The organism is Paenibacillus sp. LjRoot56 (genome assembly GCF_964253335.1).
Lineage (GTDB): Bacteria > Bacillota > Bacilli > Paenibacillales > NBRC-103111 > Paenibacillus_E > Paenibacillus_E allorhizoplanae.
Genome location: NZ_CAXURV020000001.1, coordinates 825,156 through 842,823 on the forward strand (window position 1 = coordinate 825,156; position 17,668 = coordinate 842,823).

Annotated in this window: 16 protein-coding genes; 12 read left to right on the forward strand and 4 right to left on the reverse strand. The window is 42.1% G+C overall.

Going from position 1 to position 17,668, the window contains the following annotated elements:
• Positions 1-22 precede the first annotated feature (22 nt).
• The 3 genes from ACSQ8O_RS03830 (at position 23) to ACSQ8O_RS03840 (ending at position 1,076) form a co-directional block, all read left to right on the forward strand.
• Positions 23-217, forward strand: a complete 195-nt coding sequence (locus ACSQ8O_RS03830) for a CDGSH iron-sulfur domain-containing protein (protein WP_436234198.1) — start codon at positions 23-25, stop codon at positions 215-217.
• A gap of 72 nt (positions 218-289) precedes the next feature.
• Positions 290-727 carry a Dps family protein gene (locus ACSQ8O_RS03835; RefSeq protein WP_436240486.1) on the forward strand — a complete coding sequence of 146 codons (438 nt, stop codon included), beginning with the start codon at positions 290-292 and terminating at the stop codon, positions 725-727.
• A 124-nt stretch (positions 728-851) separates the two neighbouring features.
• Complete coding sequence (locus ACSQ8O_RS03840) at positions 852-1,076, forward strand: DUF896 domain-containing protein (RefSeq protein ID WP_436240487.1); 225 nt, start codon at positions 852-854, stop codon at positions 1,074-1,076.
• Between the two features lie 93 nt (positions 1,077-1,169).
• On the opposite strand, the gene katA is transcribed toward ACSQ8O_RS03840, so the two are convergent.
• From katA to ACSQ8O_RS03855, 3 genes are all read right to left on the reverse strand, one after another.
• Positions 1,170-2,627: a catalase KatA gene (gene katA / locus ACSQ8O_RS03845; RefSeq protein ID WP_436240488.1), complete on the reverse strand. Its 1,458-nt coding sequence runs from the start codon at positions 2,625-2,627 to the stop codon at positions 1,170-1,172.
• 67 nt (positions 2,628-2,694) lie between these two features.
• A complete protein-coding gene (locus ACSQ8O_RS03850; protein ID WP_436240489.1) occupies positions 2,695-3,921 on the reverse strand; it encodes an MFS transporter in 1,227 nt (408 codons plus the stop codon).
• A 123-nt stretch (positions 3,922-4,044) separates the two neighbouring features.
• Positions 4,045-4,455 (reverse strand): hypothetical protein, encoded by a 411-nt coding sequence (locus ACSQ8O_RS03855; RefSeq protein WP_436240490.1) that lies wholly within the window; start codon positions 4,453-4,455, stop codon positions 4,045-4,047.
• A 293-nt stretch (positions 4,456-4,748) separates the two neighbouring features.
• Between ACSQ8O_RS03855 and ACSQ8O_RS03860 the strand changes: the two genes are divergently transcribed.
• The 8 genes from ACSQ8O_RS03860 to ACSQ8O_RS03895 all read left to right on the forward strand — a co-directional run bounded on the left by ACSQ8O_RS03860 (position 4,749) and on the right by ACSQ8O_RS03895 (position 14,894).
• Positions 4,749-5,696, forward strand: coding sequence for a ring-cleaving dioxygenase (locus ACSQ8O_RS03860; RefSeq protein WP_436240491.1), 948 nt, complete (start codon positions 4,749-4,751; stop codon positions 5,694-5,696).
• A complete protein-coding gene (locus ACSQ8O_RS03865) occupies positions 5,693-6,304 on the forward strand; it encodes an alpha/beta hydrolase (protein ID WP_436240492.1) in 612 nt (203 codons plus the stop codon). The genes ACSQ8O_RS03860 and ACSQ8O_RS03865 overlap by 4 nt, the downstream gene beginning before the upstream one ends.
• Positions 6,305-6,341: 37 nt before the next feature.
• Positions 6,342-6,953 carry a flavin reductase family protein gene (locus ACSQ8O_RS03870; RefSeq protein WP_436240493.1) on the forward strand — a complete coding sequence of 204 codons (612 nt, stop codon included), beginning with the start codon at positions 6,342-6,344 and terminating at the stop codon, positions 6,951-6,953.
• 304 nt (positions 6,954-7,257) lie between these two features.
• Positions 7,258-8,202, forward strand: a complete 945-nt coding sequence (locus ACSQ8O_RS03875) for a LysR family transcriptional regulator (RefSeq protein WP_436240494.1) — start codon at positions 7,258-7,260, stop codon at positions 8,200-8,202.
• A 265-nt stretch (positions 8,203-8,467) separates the two neighbouring features.
• Positions 8,468-10,147, forward strand: coding sequence for an extracellular solute-binding protein (locus ACSQ8O_RS03880; RefSeq protein ID WP_436240495.1), 1,680 nt, complete (start codon positions 8,468-8,470; stop codon positions 10,145-10,147).
• 38 nt (positions 10,148-10,185) lie between these two features.
• The gene (locus ACSQ8O_RS03885) at positions 10,186-12,084 is read left to right on the forward strand and encodes a sensor histidine kinase (RefSeq protein ID WP_436240496.1); all 1,899 of its coding nucleotides are present in this window, start codon (positions 10,186-10,188) and stop codon (positions 12,082-12,084) included.
• 6 nt (positions 12,085-12,090) lie between these two features.
• On the forward strand, positions 12,091-13,656 hold the full coding sequence (locus ACSQ8O_RS03890) for a response regulator transcription factor (protein ID WP_436240497.1): 1,566 nt from the start codon (positions 12,091-12,093) through the stop codon (positions 13,654-13,656).
• A 341-nt stretch (positions 13,657-13,997) separates the two neighbouring features.
• The gene (locus tag ACSQ8O_RS03895; RefSeq protein ID WP_436240498.1) at positions 13,998-14,894 is read left to right on the forward strand and encodes a LysR family transcriptional regulator; all 897 of its coding nucleotides are present in this window, start codon (positions 13,998-14,000) and stop codon (positions 14,892-14,894) included.
• 322 nt (positions 14,895-15,216) lie between these two features.
• Here the strand turns inward: ACSQ8O_RS03895 and ACSQ8O_RS03900 are convergent, their stop codons facing one another.
• Complete coding sequence (locus ACSQ8O_RS03900; protein ID WP_436241935.1) at positions 15,217-15,807, reverse strand: hydrolase; 591 nt, start codon at positions 15,805-15,807, stop codon at positions 15,217-15,219.
• 915 nt (positions 15,808-16,722) lie between these two features.
• Here ACSQ8O_RS03900 and ACSQ8O_RS03905 point away from each other — a divergent pair.
• Entirely contained in the window at positions 16,723-17,661 is a 939-nt protein-coding gene (locus tag ACSQ8O_RS03905; RefSeq protein WP_436240499.1) for a ring-cleaving dioxygenase, read from the forward strand.
• The last annotated feature ends 7 nt before the right edge of the window (positions 17,662-17,668 follow it).

Consider the following 17,668-nt stretch of genomic DNA (forward strand, 5'->3'; position numbering starts at 1 on the left):
TCCCAAAAGAGGCGAGATTATCATGTCTGAAGTTACAATTAAAGTAAACGATAATGGACCATTGCGTATTACAGGCAAAGTAGAAATGGTGGATGCGGTGGGAAATCGCTTTGAGACCAAGGAAAGTTTTATTCTTTGCCGGTGCGGTTTATCCAGTCAAAAACCGTTCTGCGATTTGGCTCACAAAGGTAAGTTTGAAAGCGCACCTCGAGCTTAATTACTTAGATTAAAAGAATATGCAGCTAAGCTCATAGTTGGAAATGTTGCTAAATTCGAAAGGAGTTTTGTGATGACTGAAAAACTAACGGAAGTGCTTAACATTCAAATCGCTAATTGGAGTCTGTTATTTACCAAACTTCATAACTATCACTGGTATGTTAAAGGGGCGCAGTTCTTCACTTTACATCTAAAGTTCGAAGAACTTTATACAGAAGCTGCACTTCATGTGGACAATCTTGCCGAGCGTCTGCTGGCATTAGGCGGTAGTCCAGTAGCGACACTTTATGAAATTATCGAAAAAGCTACAGTGAAAGATGCAGCGGGCAATGAGGATGCAAATGAAATGGTCCGCACGCTTGTAGCTGATTTTGGGATTATTGTGGGTGAGCTTAAAGAGGGGATGAGTATTGCCTCCCGTGAAGGCGATGAGACAACTAGTGATATGCTTTTGGCTATTCATAGCTCCCTGGAAAAGCATGTATGGATGTTAAAGTCGTATTTAGGATAATTGAATTCTATCTAAAAGAATAATGGATTGTTGGAAGACCTGAAAGAGAGCGGCCTTAAAAAGCTACCTTTCTTGAAGGTCTATTCCTTATAATATAAAATTTTTTGTCATTGAGGTGAAGAAAATGATCCCTATTCTTGGGCGTATCAACCAGCTAAGCAGGAAACAACGCGAAATTGGTTTGACAGAAGAGGAGAAATCTGAACAAGCAGCATTGCGTCAAGAGTATTTGCAGCTTATTAGAGGCCAAGTTTTGTCTACCATGTTAAGCTTATCTGTTGTCGACCCTGAAGGTAATGACGTAACTCCGTTAAAGCTGGTGCACGAGAAAGAAGAGCCAAAAATTTAGCTGGCTCGTGTAATGGAGAATTCCTTCAGTAAAAAAAGAGCAGTTCCCCAGCTATCATTTACTGGGTGAACTGCTCTTTTTTAATAGTTCGTATTAAGTCAGTTGTGGAACTCTCAAACCAAGCCCCTCGGCGATCGCTTGCCCCCATTCGGGATCTGCTTGATAGAAGTGAGAGATTTGAAGGAGTTTGATTGCATCCTTCTCCACCGGTTTCATGGTAATTACAATGTTATTTATTAAACGGCCACGTTCCTCTACATTAAGTAATCGATACAGGTCGCCAGCTTGCGTGTAATGATCATCCTGGTCATACGGCACGCTATCGGCTGTACCGATTACTTCGAACGGGGCTGTCTTATGCGCTGCAGATTCAACAGCTCCGTCATAACTGTTTGGTTCATAGTATAACGAATTTCCCCCATTGCGATCGAAACGCATTTGGCCATCGCGCTGATTGTTATTTACTTCAACAATAGGTTTATTAATAGGAAGGGTATTGTGGTTAGTCCCAACCCGATATCGGTGAGCATCAGCATAAGCGAATAATCGGCCTTGCAACATTTTATCCGGCGAAGCTTCAATACCGGATACGAACGCTCCAGGGGAGAAGGTGGCTTGCTCTACTTCGGCAAAATAATTGTCCGGATTTTGGTTGAGAACCATGCGTCCAACCTCGATAAGAGGGTAATCTTTTTGCGACCACACTTTCGTTACATCGAAAGGATCGAAACGATAGGTCTTGGCATCTTCCATCGGCATCATTTGTACATACAGCTTCCATGCAGGGAAGTCACCTTTGTCAATGGCGTTAAATAAATCATTAATATGATAATCTGGGTTTTCTCCGGCCAACTTGGCAGCCAGCTCGACATCCAGGTTCTTCACGCCTTGTTCCGTTTTAAAATGATATTTGACCCAAATGCCTTGTCCACCCGCATTGACCCACTTAAACGTATGGCTTCCAAAGCCATGCATATGACGGAGAGTCGCAGGAATACCACGATCGGACATTAAGATAGCGACTTGATGTAAGGATTCGGGAGACAAGGACCAGAAATCCCAAACAGCATTGGGGTTTTTAAGATGAGTTTGAGGGTGGCGTTTCTGGGTATGAATGAAATCCGGAAATTTAATGGCATCCCGAATAAAGAAGACAGGCGTGTTATTGCCCACCAAATCATAGTTTCCTTCTTCCGTATAAAACTTTACTGCAAAACCGCGCGGATCACGTACGGTGTCTGCAGATCCCAGTTCGCCTGCTACCGTGGAGAAGCGTATAAATACCGGTGTTCGTTTGCCAACCTCAGACAAAAAGCTGGCCTTTGTATAGGCGGAGATATCGTTGGTTACTTCAAAATATCCGTGTGCGCCAGCACCTTTGGCATGAACAACACGTTCGGGGACGCGTTCCCGGTTGAAATGAGCAAGCTTTTCCAGTAGGTGTACGTCTTGAATAAGGGTTGGACCGCTTAAGCCAGCAGTCATAGAGTTCTGGTTATCTCCAACAGGAGCGCCCCAACTTGTAGTTAAAAGGCCATTTTTGGTATTCATGTACAAATAAACCTCCAAAGTAATAAATAAGTACAATGATAAGCTAATGTGAACCGGTATTATCCGGCTAATTCTTGTTGATTTCGTTTTGGGATGATGTTGAGTAACTGCGAGAAGGCTCTTCTAAACGAGTGAAAAAGGGAACAATTATGCTCAAACATAATAATCCAGCGGATACTTCAAAAGAGAGTACATGGCCTCCGTGATTTATTAGATAAATCGAGAGAATCGGTCCAAGCGTTGCACCTATGAACACCATAAACATGTGGAATGAAACCGCAATCGCCCGGATTTCCCCCGCAATTTGGCCAATTAAAGAGATTAAAGAGGGAAGCGCCATAGCAATTCCCGTAATAAACACAACGCTCATCGTTACTAGAAAAATGAGATTAGCCCAAAGGCCCAACATTCCCAAGCCAATTGCAGCCAAAACCAAACCACAACTTAAAACGGTTTTGACTCCAAATTTTGCGACCAATCTTCCGCAAAAAGGCGATACTATCATTCCGATTATACCTACCGCACGGACCCATAGAATATCTTGATGGCTTAATCCGAAGAGCGGACTGGTTAAATAACTTCCAAGTGTTGTGAAAAATCCGACAAGCGAAATAAAGAGCGTAACTGAGATGACGTAGCAAAGAGGCAAACTCTTTTTCTTGAAAATATAGCCGATTCTTAAAAAGGCAGAAAAGAAGCTGCCATTCGATTGCTGAGTTTTATCTTTCGGAATAAAGGTAATCAAGATCGTAGATATGAAATAAACCACAAAAAGGATATAGAATGCATAAGACCAACTCATGTATAAAACAATATAGCTGCTATATATTTGACCTACGATAGTTGCCATTAAAAACGCCGTACTGATGAACCCAATAATGGTTACTCTTCTTTTAATCGGAAACATTTCCATTGCGTAGGCCAAAACAGACGGAGGGAACATGGACGCTGCCAAACCTTGTAAAGCTCGTAGGCCAACAAGCCAGTAAAAGCTACTGACACTCCCGATTAGAGGAGTTATTACAGTGAGCAATAGCAACCCTGCCAACATCATTTTTTTTCGTCCAAAGCGATCGGATAAAACGCCAAAGAACAACCCCCCACCTGCAAAAGCAAGCGAAAATGCACTGCCAGCCCAAGCAGCTTGAGAAGAAGACACCTTGAATACGTCTGCAAAAAGCGTTATCAATGGAATTGTTAAATATACGCAAGATACTACAACTAATGTACACCAGAAAAGTATACCGGTAATAAATGATAAATTTGACGGCTTGGACACCGGTTTATTAATCAAAATAGCTCCTCCTTGTTTTTAGATTTTTTCATTTGGATTATTTATGTTCTGCTAACCAAACGGCCACCTTTTGAGCATAATAATTATCACCCGCAACCACTGTATTAATTACGTATCTGAGTATTACAGGGAGATATCATGCTTATGGTTAGCATGAATGTCCATTGCTTTTATGTTAGTAAAAACATTGACAGCAAAAACAAAGATGCCGATTCCAGCTACAGCTTCACCAATGTGTTTTAGTGTTGTAACCCAATTCGGAGAGTATCCATGGGCCATTAAAGTGAGGGGAATAAGCATGACGGGCAGGCCGAGGCCTTGCAACCAGAAGTGCCACTGCGCTAAAGTAGATTCCGCCGCTTTGGGAAAACGAAGATACGTAAATCCGCAAAGAGCCAATGTTGCCCACCCAAAAAGATTTGTATGAGCGTGTACGCTTGTTAATGCAAAGTTAAGTGTTGTACCCATGTAAATACCGATGCAAATACCAACCAAAATATAAACGACAGCCATTTTTAAAAAACGTACTCCCATAAAACTTCCCCCTTATTAATGTAATAAAGAACAATTCATCCGGCCGGGAATTATCCTTAAACTTAAACTTCTTTTAATTGGAAGTTTATTCAGCTTTATCTTATAAGCCCTGATAGACAACTATCAATATGAATTTGACTATATCTAGTATAGATATTGCTTATATTAGCTTCGCCCTTGAAGATATAGCTAATGACTATACATGATATAGAAATAATGGAATTGTTCATGAATAATGATTTCAATATGATAGGACATAAACAGGTAAAGATCATGCGAGGAGTGTTTGCAAAATGGAAAGACATACAGATGGGATCCACCATATAACGGCTTTTGTAATGAATGCGCAAAAAAATGTGGATTTTTATGCAGGCGTACTAGGTCTGAGACTTGTAAAAAAAACGATCAACTTCGACGCCCCGGAAGTATACCATTTATATTTCGGTAATGAAGCAGGAAGTCCAGGCACCATAATTACATTCTTTCCCTATGAAGGTCGTAAAGGGCGTATTGGTGGAGGGCAGGTTGGTATTACTACATATGTCGTTCCTTTAGGTGCAATCAATTTTTGGAAAGAGCGCCTAGAAAGCTTTCATGTTTCTTATTCTTTAAAGACGAGGTTTAATGAGAATTACTTAACATTTTCAGATCCGGATGGCTTACAGCTAGAGATTGTGGAGCGCGAGGAAGGGGATATGAGTCATTGGTCGTTCGGTGGTGTTTCAATAGATAAAGCTATCAAAGGTTTTGGCGGTGCTGTTCTTTATAGTACCGATCCTGAAAAAACGATGAATGTACTAGAGCAGGTCTTAGGTCTTCAGAAGATGGAACAAGAAGGAGACTTTATTCGCTATAAATCGAAGGGAAGTATCGGTAATGTTATTGACGTAAACATTGCGGCAATGGGGTGGGGCATAAGTGGAGCCGGTACGGTTCATCACATTGCATGGCGCGCAAAGGACAATGAAGATCACGCTTCATGGAGAACTCATGTTGAGCAACATGGTCTTCATCTTACACCTATTATCGACCGGCAATATTTCAATGCGATTTACTTTCGTGAAAAAGGCGGTATACTGTTTGAAATTGCCACGGACCCACCTGGCTTTGCAGTTGATGAGCAGCCAGATGTATTAGGTGAAAAACTGATGCTGCCAGAATGGTTCGAAAGCAATCGTGCTGAAATTGAAAAGAACTTGCCTCCTATTCAAGTGCGTGAATTGGAGTCGTTCAAGCCATGAAATATATTTTTCGAAAAGGCTCAAGTCCGAAGCTGCCAACGCTTCTTTTATTACATGGCACGGGCGGGACGGAATACGATTTATTACCGATTGCTCAAATGATCGCCCCGGACTCCAATGTTATAAGTATTCAAGGCGAGGTTCAGGAGAATGGAATGGCACGATTTTTCAAGAGATTGGCTGAGGGTGTGTTTGACGAGGAGGACCTTTTGTTTCGAACGGAAGAGTTGAACGAATTTATTGATCAAGCAGCGAACCAAAATGAATTCGACCGTCAGAATGTCGTGGCCGTCGGGTATTCTAACGGTGCCAACATTGCAGGAAGCCTCTTGTTTCATTGTAAGAATTCATTAAAAGGTGCGATTCTATTCCATCCTATGGTTCCTCGTCGGGGTATAATACTTCCCGAATTAGCTCAAATCCCTATATTTATTGGTGCCGGAACAAATGATCCAATCTCTTCTCAAGAAGAAACCAGAGAACTGCAGTCGCTATTCGAAGGTGCAGGATCTTCCGTTGAAATACACTGGGAGCATGCGGGTCATCAGGTAACGCACCAAGAAATCAATGCGGCAGCTCAATGGTTCAAAAAGCATTTCTATTCCTAACCTGTTCGCATACTTTATATGTGGAAGAAGGGTAACTATGATATCGATTAATCCTAACAATCAAACGGAACGGGACAATTATAAGCTGCTAATCGGAAGTATTCTTCCTCGGCCGATTGCGTTTGTGACGACTCTATCGACAGACGGCATACTGAATGCTGCTCCTTTCAGCTATTTTAATATTGTTACTTCGAATCCGCCCATGCTGTCAATCTCCGTACAACGGCAACAGGGCAAACAGAAAGACACCTCAAGAAATGCGATAGAAAAGGGAGCGTTTGTCGTTCACATCTCGGATGAGTCGAATATTGAGGCGGTCAATCAAACGGCGGTCAATTTGCCATCGCACGAAAGTGAAGTCGAATGGGCCTGCTTAACTCCTGTTCCTAGTACGGCAATTGATGTTCCAGGTGTAGCTGAAGCTAAGATTAGAATGGAGTGTGTCCTCGAGCAGGCGATACCCCTTGGAGGGAATACAGCAATGCCAGGTTGCGATCTATTGATTGGGCGCATCGTTCATTTCCATATTCATGAATCTTTATATCAGGAAGGCCGGATTGATCCAAATAAACTTCAGCCGGTAAGTCGGCTCGCAGGAGATTTCTATTCGAAGCTCGGAGAACGATTTTCAATAAAGCGGCCCCAGTAGGCCCAATAGGATGTCCAAGCAAAAACGCAGGGTTATGAAAGCCGTTAGATTATATAAAAACCTAGTAAAAGAAGAGCCTGCTTCCTATCGAGAAGCGGGCTCTTCATATTTTTAGTCTACACACGTAGTATTTCCAACGCACCACCCCTAAAATCTAGTAACCTTAACCTGAAATCTAGCGGATATATTGCATGACAGGTTCCTTGATATAATGTTTACAAAGGTCTAACAATCACCACGATACGGGAATTTTGGATACAAAATATGCTAGTGTACCTTGAGAACAGGGAGGTGTTCGCCTAGAATGGGCACCTGGAGGCAGTTTTATACATCAGTACTTTTCTATTCTGGGATGATCGGAGGGATCTATATAGAGCTTCGCCAGCTTGAGTATTTTATTCAAATATGCAAATCAGGAAGTTTTACCAAAGCTAAAGAAGAACTAGGTGTGACTCAGCCTACACTAAGTCAGCAAATGCGGGTATTAGAAGATGAGTATAATATTCCATTGTTCGATCGGGTAAGTAGGGGAGTTGAAGTAACGGAAGCGGGGAAAATTCTCTTGAATAAGGGTAGCGCTATTATGAATCTTCTTGAAGAGGCGCGAAATGAAATATTTGGCCAAAACAATATATCTAGAGAAACAATTTCTATTGGATGTTGTCCTGCTGAGCTTGGATATCTAGCTCCTTATTTCATGAGATTTCGCGAAAAGTACCCGAATATTTTATTGGAGATTATTGCTGCAGAGGATGCCGAGAAAAAAGTTTTGGAACAAAGGGTAGACATTGGAATTACTGCAAATCCGATTTTAGATGCTTCGGTCATTTCGACTTATTTGTATAGACAAGAAATGGCGCTATTGATTCACTCAGAACATCCTTTGGCCGATAAATCTTCGATTCCTTTTCGATCCTTGATGCAAATGAATTCGATTATGTTTCGAGAACAAAATAAATCATTAATTGAAATGTATTGTTTCTCTTATGGGTTTACCTTGAAGTCTATAATAGAAACGTCCTCCATTGCAGTATTGATTCATGGGGTTCGATCTGGACTTGGAGTAGCTCTTATACCAACATCTTTGCTTGAAAGTCTAAAGGACGATTCTTTGCGTATTGTAAAATTGGAAGGCAATGTTCCATGTTGGGATATCTCTCTTGTATATTTTAATTCCGTTACTATGAGGTCTACTGTACGCAAATTCATTCAAGAGATGAATCCATATGTCCAAGCGGTGCTGCAATAATGAAGAATTAGTTACAACATCATCGCTAACGAATGCGAGCAAGACGAAGGAATAATTCCTTGTCGTGCTCGCTTATTACGTTGGCGGCTTAGAAAACCTGAGTAACCCTACCTAAAATGTAAGCTTTATTTTTCTTGTAGTAACCTATATACTAGCTGGAAGGGTTCTGCGCAGCAGTAAGCTTGTTTGCGTATGGCAATATTACCGCTTTCTCCTATACATAGGATATTAAGTACACCATTGCACAGACGAAGGAGAATTATGAATGAAAAAAATACGTAAAACAGCAATGCTTTTACTAACTCTGATGATGTGTTTGATGTTAACAGCTTGTTTTGGGAACACTGGTACACCGAGTAATGGCACTGTGGAGGGTCATACAAACTCGAACGCTATGCAGGCAGAGGCTTCTCGAAAGAAGCCTTCTCCGGATGTGCCTGCCTGGAAACTGGACACGACACCGATTACGTTTGACTGGTATATCAATTTCGATTGGTTCACCAGCAAGTGGGGAGGAAACGTCGTTTCCGATTATGTAACGAAGAAGACGGGCGTCAGCTTGAACTTTATCACTCCTGCTGGCGACGCCAGCGAGAGGCTCAACACGATGATGGCAGCAAGGACCCTCCCTGACTTCATCACGCTAGGTTGGTACGAGGATGCCGTGTTGAAGATGATTAAGGGAGATATGGTACTTCCATTGAATGAGCTAGCGGATCAGTATGATCCTTATTTTATTAAAGTCGCAGACCCCGCGAAGCTTAGCTGGTATACACAGGCTGACGGCAATGTGTATGGCTACCCGAATGCATCTTCATCCCCTGCGGATTATCGAAAATATGGTAAGCTTATTACGTCTAATCAGACTTTTGTTGTTCGGAAAGACATGTATGAAGCACTTGGGAAGCCGGATATGAGCACGCCGGAAGGGTTCCTCGGCGCGCTGAAGGCTGCGAAGGAGCGTTTTCCGGAAGTGGACGGCCAGCCGCTCATTCCGATCGGCCTGCATGAATTTACGGAAACTGGTAACTTTTCGCTGGATACGTATCTTCAGAACTTTCTAGCCATTCCGCAGCAGAAAAACGGCAAACTGTACGACCGCAGAAGCGATCCAACCTATCTGAAATGGCTGAAGGTGTTCCGCCAAGCGCATGAGGATGGACTGATGCCGACAGATGTCTATATTGATGAAAAACGACTGGAAAAGGATGAAAAAATATCGCAAGGGCGCTATTTTGCCATGCTGTATCAGTGGTCTGATTTTACAGAGATAAATCAAGCGTTGTATCAGAAGGACCCGAATAAGGTGTATATCGCGATTGATGGTCCGGCGAATGATGCGAATGATGCGCCAACACTTGCAGGAAATGGCGTCTCCGGTTGGACGGTGACGCTCATCTCGAAGAATGTCAAGGATAAGAAACGGGCAATTGCCTTCCTTAGCTATTTGCTCAGCGAAGAGGGAAACAAGGATCTGTACTTAGGAGAGAAGGGCATTACCTACGATACGATAGACGGTAAAGATCAGTTCCTGCCGGAAGTCATGCATCTGCTCAACACCGATCGCAAAGCGTTCGATAGCAAGTATGGCGGTTCTTATATGTACTGGATGTTAATGGATACGAACATGAATTTAGCATGGATGACGGGAATGGATGTTGAGCCTGCCAAACAAATTGCCGATTGGACGAGGGGCAAGACGATCAGCATGACCGAGTTCGACAATCTGGATCCAGACCCGACGACGAAGGAAGGTATTGCGGAAGAACAAAACGTGCGGCTCTGGGCCGAGACGCTGCCGAAGCTGCTGATGTCCAAGTCGGATGCTGAATTCGATCAACTGTTCACCGAATTCAAGAAAAGCATTACCGAGGATCCAGAGTATGAAGCCCTCGTTGCTAGCCGCCAAGCAGCCTATGAACGAAATGTACAGAAGCTGAAGTAGGCGCTCAATCAATAGTTCTATAGAGGAAGCAGCAGGATGTGAAACAGGAGATGGGATTCGCGGCAATCCGTTGGCTATTAGGGATACGTGCATTTACGTTCAAACTTTCGCTTCAATTCAAACTGATTCTGTCATTTGTGTTCGTTATCTTCATACCGGTTGTTCTATTCTCCTGGTATACGCTCAATGAAGAGTCCTCCAAGGCAATGGAAGAATTGACGAAGAACAATGAGAATGTGCTGGCAGTCGAAAAGATAAACATTGAGAATAACATGGAGCTGATGGGATGGACTGATCAGCTTGCGTTATCCAATCGCGAAATGAACAATTATCTACAAATTAAACAAATTCAGGACACAGCGCGTGTTATTCATATTAAGCGTGATGTTGTCAACAACTTTCAATATTTTCTGTTCAACAATCCACGAATTGCGAATGTCCGGTTATTCACTGACAACCCTTATGTGAATGAAATTTGGCCAGTCATTCTAAAGGAATCACGTATTCAGGACAAGCCTTGGCATGATGAGGTGATAAAGCAGAGCGGTTTGCCTTGGTGGGAGATACAGGAGAACGTCTCCCTCACCGGTATGCCATCCGAACCATCGCAGAATGAGCCTTTCATGACGTATTTGCAGGAATTTAAATATGCGGATAACGCAACACATAACGGGATTCTAGAAATATCGATGAAGTTGTCGGATTTCTTCTCTCGAACGTTCAGTAGTGTGCAGGACAAGAATTCCCAGCTGATCGTAGTAGCAAGGAGCGGACAGGTATTCAGCTTGAAGGGTTCACCTGTGTTCGAACAACACAGTTCGGAGCAATTGATGAACAGTGTGAAGCTGACGAGTAATACAGATTTCGAGAAGGTACATTTCAAGGTTAATGGGCACTCCTACTTAGCATTTCAGAGCTACATTCCATCGATCGACGTACATCTGGTCAATATGGTTAGTCTTGCGGACACGATGGAAGGGATTAACCATTCGAGAATTCTTTATTTTTTACTCATTTCGTTACTAGTGGCCTTTCTTGTACTGCTATCTTACTCCATGCAGGCGATAATTTTGCGCAGGCTTAAAGCGTTAAGAGAATCGATGCAACAGGTAAGAAGCGGTAACTTCAACGTAGAGCTGCCGCCGATAACTGGTACCGATGAGGTAGGAGAGCTAGGCTTGCATTACCATAAGCTCATTCTGAAGATTAACGAGCTTATTCAAGAGCAGGCAGCTAGGCAGGCGGCAGGCAAAGAAGCGGAACTTCGGGCGCTGAAGAACCAAATCGATTCCCACTTTCTCTACAATACGCTGGAGAATGTCAAGATGCTGGCGGAGATTGAAGGGCAGTACCTCATATCGGACATAATGACTTCGCTAGGCGGTATGATGCGGTATTCGATGGAATGGAAGCAGGATCACGTGATGCTCAGCGATGAGATTAAGCAGGTCCAGCATTATGTATCCGTCATGAACATTCGTTATGATGGAAGACTTGATCTCCGATTGTCGATTGTACCGGAATGCCTCATGCAGGAATCGCTCAAAATGTCACTGCAGCCCGCAGTCGAGAATGCAATCAAGCATGGGATGAGCCGGATGCATTCCAGCGACGGGAATCTTGTCATTATGATCTCTGCCGTCCGGCGTGATCAAGCTTGTGTCATAGAGATCACTGACAGCGGATGCGGGATACCGGAAGAGAAGCTGGGCTTATTGAATCGAATGCTTCGAATGGAAGAGTCAGCATACCAGGATGTTCGGCAATTAGTCGTTTGCAAAAATAACCAGGAAAGCAATGGAATCGGTCTGCGTAATGTGGACCAACGCTTAGTGATGAGCTATGGGAGTGAATATGGGATTCAGATCGAGAGTCAGGAAGGAAGCTATACACGCATAATCATGACTTTGCCGTATCGGGTCATGGAAGGGGATTAGAAATCTATGATTAGCTTGCTAATCGTCGACGACGAGAAGATCATTCAGAGGGGCTTGCAATCGGTGATTGAGAGGCAATTTCCTAATCTGTTCAACTACCGATTTGCCGAGAATGGACAAGAGGCGCTGGAGCTGCTTAGCCAGGAGCCTGCGGATATTATGTTCACAGATATCCGAATGCCAATTATGGATGGGATCGAACTGCTCGAGCAACTGCAAGAGCATTCCGTAAGGCCCGAGATTGTACTGCTGTCTGGCTATAATCAGTTCGTATATGCGCAGAAAGCGATTCGCTATGCTGTGAAGGATTATCTCGTGAAGCCTGTGATACGGGAGGATTTGTTTGCCGTCCTGGAGCGATTAATTAGGGAGATAAGGATGAGAGAAGAGCGAGCAGACAAGGCGGGCGTAGATGCCAGCCTTGTTGCTGCCGAGCTAGTTACCCAGCATTTGACCCAGAAGGATGTGTGTGATGCGATAACACAGAACAAGCTGGAGCTGGCAGGCTTTAGCTGGTTGGATGCAGGATATACGCTGGGCTTGCTCACGCGACGCGGTGAAGGATCACAGGCTAGCAGTACGGATGCTGCTTCTTTCAGGAATCAAATCGCTGATCTGTTACAAGGGCATATGGATTGGATGCTTACGCGTGATGGAAAAGGCGGAACGATTATGATCGCACGCGATCCGGCTATCTTTTACCAGTTGACGGAACGGTGGAGGTTGAGTGTAGACGAGTCGCAGCTGCGAATCGCGATTAGCGAGTCTGTTCAAGGAATACAGCAGATAAGGTTGGCATATAGCCAAACGAAACAAACCTTGAAATACAGTATTGTACTTCCAGAACTCGATGTGCTGGATTACACCAGCGTAAGTAAGCGCAATGAGCGGCATGTCGTTCCTGTTGAGTTGATTCAACGATTGTCGAATCTGATGGGAATGGGAAAAGGTAACGAAATGAAGCAGCTTCTCGATCAAATTCTAGATGTTCGTATCATTAGCTGCTGTGAAATCGGCTACCTGGAACGGATTAGCCAGCTGCTCAATGAAGAGCTGTTCGACAAGGTATTCGGCATATATGGAAATAAAGTGCTTGGCCTATTAAGTGACTACGCCTCTGTTGGCCATATCGGGAATTTCGATCGATTTGAACATTATTATGCAGTTGCTGAGCAGCTTCTCAATAATCTGGATCGATTCATCCAAGATCGGAGAGAGCAAGCGCCTACGGAGCCAAATACGATGCAAAAAGTTCTCGCCTACTTGCAGACGCACTATGCCGACGATTTGAACATGGCGGTCGTGTCCAACCACTTCTCACTCAATTACTCGTATTTCAGCCAAGCCTTCCAAGAATACTACGGTGAGAGTTTCTCGAACTATGTTCGCCGGTTAAGGCTGGACAAGGCGAAGGAGCTGCTGGTGCACTCTGATTTGAAGGTGTACGAAATCAGTGATCAGGTTGGATTTGAAAATGTGAAGCATTTTACGAGAATATTCAAGGATACCGAAGGCATCACAGCACTGGAATACCGAAGCCAGCGCAGGCTGTTTGAAATCCAAGAGAGATAAGAATGCACTGAACTTAGCAGGCCCTCTTTGTATAAAAGTAAGGTACAGATTTCTTCGTTTTTGAAGAGACTGTACCTTTTTTCTGTATAATTAAGAGTATTAACTAAGCGGGTGGTTAGGGATAATATAAAACCAAATTGATGATATTGCATAGTGTTCTTAACGCACCAGCCCTAAAATCTAGCAACCCTTACCTGAAATCTAGCGGATATATTACATGACAGATTCCTTGATATAATGTTTACAAAGTTGAGCAACATCTGATCACGCTCATCACCACAGCGGGCAAATGCTTAAGTGCGATACAACTTTATTGTAAAAATAGGAGTGAATTAATCTTCATGTTCAGACAATTAGAATATTTCATTCAAATTTGTAAACAAGGTAGCTATACTAAGGCTGCAGAAGTTTTAATGATTTCTCAACCTACATTAAGTCAACAAATCCGATTTTTAGAGGGGGAAGTTGGAACTCCTTTGTTTGAGAGAGAGGGTAGAGGGGTTAAGATTACAGCTGCCGGGGAAATACTTTACGAAAAAGCTCTTTTCGTGATGAGGCTCATTGAAGAATCGAAGAAAGAAACTTATGAGTTACGCAATACTCGAACAAAAAAACTTTTACTAGGCATCCCATCTATGGATTTTTTTTATTTAATACCCTGGCTTTTAAAATTCCATGAACAATATCCTGATATCACATTGAAATTTGTCAGTGCAGAGAATACATCACAGCAATTATTAAATGGTAGTATCGATATTGGCATTACCGACAATCATGAAGCAAATAAAGAAATTCATATGATGCACCTATATAAAGAAGAACAAGCATTGGTCGTTTATGAGGATCATCCGTGGGCAGATCGAACCGTTATTTCTTTTCAGGAGCTAGAAAATTTAGATTCTGCCTTGTTTGTTAGGGAGATAAGTTTAATCGATCAACTTCATATATGTAGCGATAAGATTACCAAATCTTTGCAATCAAAGTTCGAGTCAACTTCTGCGGAAATTCTTCTTTTTATGGTAATGCATAAGATGGGGGCAGCTATTTTACCTGCTTCTTTAATTGAAAGCTTTTTTGGTCAGAAATTGAAAATGATTCGTCTTGTAGATCCAACGCCAGTTCGTGAGATCAAGCTTATTTTTAAGAAGCATCATTATAACAATCCTTTGGTTCAAACATGTATCGACTTTTTTCTAGAACAATCGAAAAAGTTGGCCGACTATGGCCATTACAAATAGGAATTAAAAAAAAGCTTCCTCAAATTGCTCTCTAGCCCAGCACAAACATATATTTTCATGCTCTCCAATATTTCTTTTGCTTCGTCAGAATATGTTTGATCACCGAACATTTTATGGAGCAGCATATAGTCATTGTATTCGTCTAGCCATTCGTTTACCTGAATTGGTTTCACTTTTCATCCAATCCCTTCCTATGGCTTCATTTATCAATTTATATAATTTCCTAGTATCTTAAATTTAACACGTATTGAAACCATTCAATTGATTGATGAAAAAAATTCACGAAGTAATATTTACTTCGTGAATTTTGAATGCTTATCGATTAATGTCCCTCATTACCGCCAAACATTTCTTGGGAGTAAATAATACCTAATCCATAAGCGCCACCGTGTTCTTTAGCAATATCTGTTGTCGCTTTGTACGTTTCAGAACGTGCCCAATCACGTTGCAATTCAAGCAGGTACTGTTCCCATGTAATTGGTGTTACACCAGCTTGTATCATTCGCTGAATGGCCATGTCGTGAGCTTCTTTTGATACACCACCTGAAGTATCGGTAACAATATATACTTCATATCCTTGATCAATCGCGGAAAGAGCAGCAGATAAATCACAAACCTCTGTCCATAGACCAGAAATGACTAGCTTTTTATTACCATAGCTGTTCACTTTATCTACAACACGTTGATCCTCCCAAGCATCCATTGTTGTACGGTCGATTGGCTGCTGATCAGGGAATACTGCTTGAATTTCTGGGAAAATCGGTCCGCTGAATGACTTTGCAGCTACCGTTGTCAAAATGGTTGGAACATTGAAAGCCTTAGCTGCTTTAGCAAGTCCAGTTACATTATTACGTAACTCTTGGATGTTAATCGACGATGTACCAAATGCCATTTGCGGTTGATGGTCGATCATAAGCAACGTATGGTTCGTTGGTGTCAGCAGTCTTGGAGACGGAACCGCCTTTGCCTGAATGGCTTGTTTGTCTTTGCTAGCGGCAGTCGCAGCAGACGTTTCTGCCTTTGCAACGATCATATTTCCGAATGCGCTTGTCGATACGACAGCAGTTAAAAGTGCTAGCGTTGTTACTGTACGGCTTGTAAGTATTTTTTTCATGGTTGTTGGCTCCTTTTATATTGAAATATTAGACACTTTATTGACTTGTTCATATTTTGGTAATTATGCTGCCCCTTCGTGCCTCAGAGGTTCCAACCGAGTGTCTGCTACAATGGGTCATTAAATATTTTTACTGTTTTAGCCATTCCCTGTCTTTCTGTTCTTTGCACAGTAAATAACATTAGTGGTTAATGGTCAATAAGGATGATGGCAGAGTCACCTGAAGTAAGCAAATCGATTTTGTCATTTATCATGTAGAATCCCACCTTTCATTTTATTAGTTACGACAGCATCTGAAACAACTAGTTATGAAGTCCGTTGCATGTTTCTATCGTATTGAAACGTAATATATCAATCAATTCTCTTTTTTCTATACGTTCGATAGATTAAAATTATAGTATCGTTCCTCTAGAGGAAAACCATATTGAAAGATATTTTGTTCTGCTAATAAAATTAGTTGTATTATCTATCTAAGTGAGAGGCTGTCCTAAAAGTCATTTAAATGACTTTTGGGACAGCCTCTTATAAATAAAATTATAAGCTGATTTCAATATGAATCTATCTATATAAAATATAAATATGCTTATATTAACTTCGCCACTGAAGATATAGCTAATGACTATACATGATATAGAAATAATGAAATTGTTCATGAATAATAATTTCAATATGATAGGACAAACAGTTAAAGATCATGCGAGGAGTGTTTACAAAATGGAAAAACATACAGATGGGATCCATCACATAACGGCTTTTGTAAAGAATGCGCAAAAAAATGTGGACTTTTATGCAGGAGTACTAGGTCTGAGACTTGTAAAAAAAACGATCAACTTCGACGCTCCAGAAGTTTACCATTTATATTTCGGTAATGAATCAGGTCGTCCAGGTACAGTAATCACCTTTTTTCCATATGAATTGGGTCGTAAAGGACGTATAGGTGGTGGACAGGTCGGTATAACAACATATGTCGTTCCTTTAGGTGCAATCGATTTTTGGAAAGAGCGCCTAGAAAGCTTTCATGTTTCTTATTCTTTAAAGACGAGGTTTGATGAGAATTACTTAACATTTTCAGACCCGGATGGCTTACAGCTAGAGATTGTGGAGCGCGAGGAAGGGGATTTGAGTCATTGGTCGTTCGGTGGTGTTTCAATTGATAAAGCTATCAAAGGTTTTGGAGGCGCTGTCCTTTATAGTACCGCTCCCGAAAAAACGATGAATGTACTAGAGCAGGTCTTAGGTCTTCAAAAGGTGGAACAAGATGAAGACTTTATTCGCTATAAATCGAAGGGAAGTATTGGAAATGTTATTGACGTAAACATTGCAGCAATGGAGTGGGGCATCAGTGGATCCGGTACGGTTCATCATATTGCATGGCGCGCAAAGGATAGTGAAGATCATGCTTCATGGAGAACTCATGTTGAGCAACATGGTCTTCATCCTACACCCATTATCGACCGGCAATATTTCAATGCGATTTACTTTCGTGAAGAAGGCGGTATACTGTTTGAAATCGCGACGGATCCACCCGGATTTGCAGTTGATGAGCAGCCTGATGAATTAGGTGAAAAATTGATGCTTCCGGAATGGTTTGAGGTTAACCGTGCAGAAATCGAAAAAGGTTTATCACCTATCCAAGTACGTGTGATAGAGTAATAAATTT